1 protein-coding gene is annotated in these 1363 nt (G+C 67.7%); it reads left to right on the top strand.

Annotation, left to right across the window (positions count from 1 at the left end):
* Positions 1–803: 803 nt before the first annotated feature.
* Positions 804–1363 (top strand): hypothetical protein (locus IPZ69_RS46685; RefSeq protein ID WP_235461010.1); only part of this gene is annotated, 560 nt, incomplete at its 3' end.

Consider the following 1363-nt stretch of genomic DNA (forward strand, 5'->3'; position numbering starts at 1 on the left):
TGACAGTCCCTCGGGTATGGCGTCGCCGTACAGGTTCAGATTCATGATCACGACGTTAGTCCCGCAGGATCGGGCCGTTTCCCGCACCCCAGGCACTGGCGCCGCGGGCGGCAACTGCCACTGAGCACGAGCCGGACAAGGCTGCACAGGTCCAGTGCTCATTGAACAGATCCGGTGCTCAGTCCCTACAGCCCTGACCGTGCACGGTAAATGGCCCGGCTGGACAACTTCGGTGCTCAGGTCCTCCCAGGTGCGGGAATGCTAAAGCGTCGCGCTAGAAGGGTTGATGCGGGCCTCAGGCCGAGCGGAGCCGAGCAGGGGAGAGCTGCGACGTGAGATCTGCGAGGCAGTACTCCATCCCGCTGTTGAGGGGCGGCCGCGACGGTAGACGATCGCGGCAGACCAGTGACGGGACCTCTGCACCCGCTTCCTGGATGGTCGAGCTTTCACGCTCACCCCCGGGTGAGTGCTTTCCGCCGGGTTGGGAAACGTTTCGGCTTCGTCCCTTCGGGCGGAACCCGAGCCCGGGGTGCGGACGGGCGACCGCATCCGCTGGCACGATGCGTCAGCGAATGATCCCTTGCTCCGCACTCGCCCGGTTCGTGTGCCGGTAGGGGATTCGTGTGCACGCGGGAGGCAGAATGCCGACTTCCACCCCACCATCCTCCACCCCATCTTCCACTGGCCCGGCCGCCCCACCGGCCGCTCCGCCGTCATCCCGGCGGTCCGCCCGGCGTTGTCTCGGACGACGCCTGGTCGCGGCCGCCGCGGCGACCGCCCTGATCCTGCCCGGTCTGTGGCTGATGCCCGGGCTGCCGGCCCCGGCCGCGGCCGCCGACCCACCGCCGCTGGCCATGACCGTCACGGTGAGCCTGGACTGGTTCGAGCGCTTCGAGGTACCGGACGACGGCATCAACGAGGAGGGCGAGTTCTATCCGGAGGTGAAGATCGGGGACAACGCGCTCCAGAGGGGCCGGATCGTCTCCGACGACGCCTTCCATGCCAGCACCATCCCGAACCCGTGGGTCTTCACGCAGCAGGTCACCCTCTCCGGCGACCAGACCACGTTCCCCGTCGGCATCCAGATCAAGGACGAGGACGGCGGAACGAACTTCGCGGACGACCGGATGGACATCAGCCCGCAGAACCAGGACATCGACCTCAACCTCACGTACAACGCCCTCAATGACACCTGGACCGGCGACTCGCTCGCCTACGGGTTCATCCCCCCGGACCCGCCGTGCTACGACCGCGACGGGAACCCTCAGGGCCAGGTGTGCGCCATCGGCGACGGCGACCCGAACTTCCCCAACGACGGCGACGGCAAGCGCGCCGCGGTCGGCGTGACCATCACCACCAGCAA

This window comes from Streptomyces olivochromogenes, from assembly GCF_021538895.1.
Taxonomy (GTDB): Bacteria; Actinomycetota; Actinomycetes; order Streptomycetales; family Streptomycetaceae; genus Streptomyces; species Streptomyces olivochromogenes_A.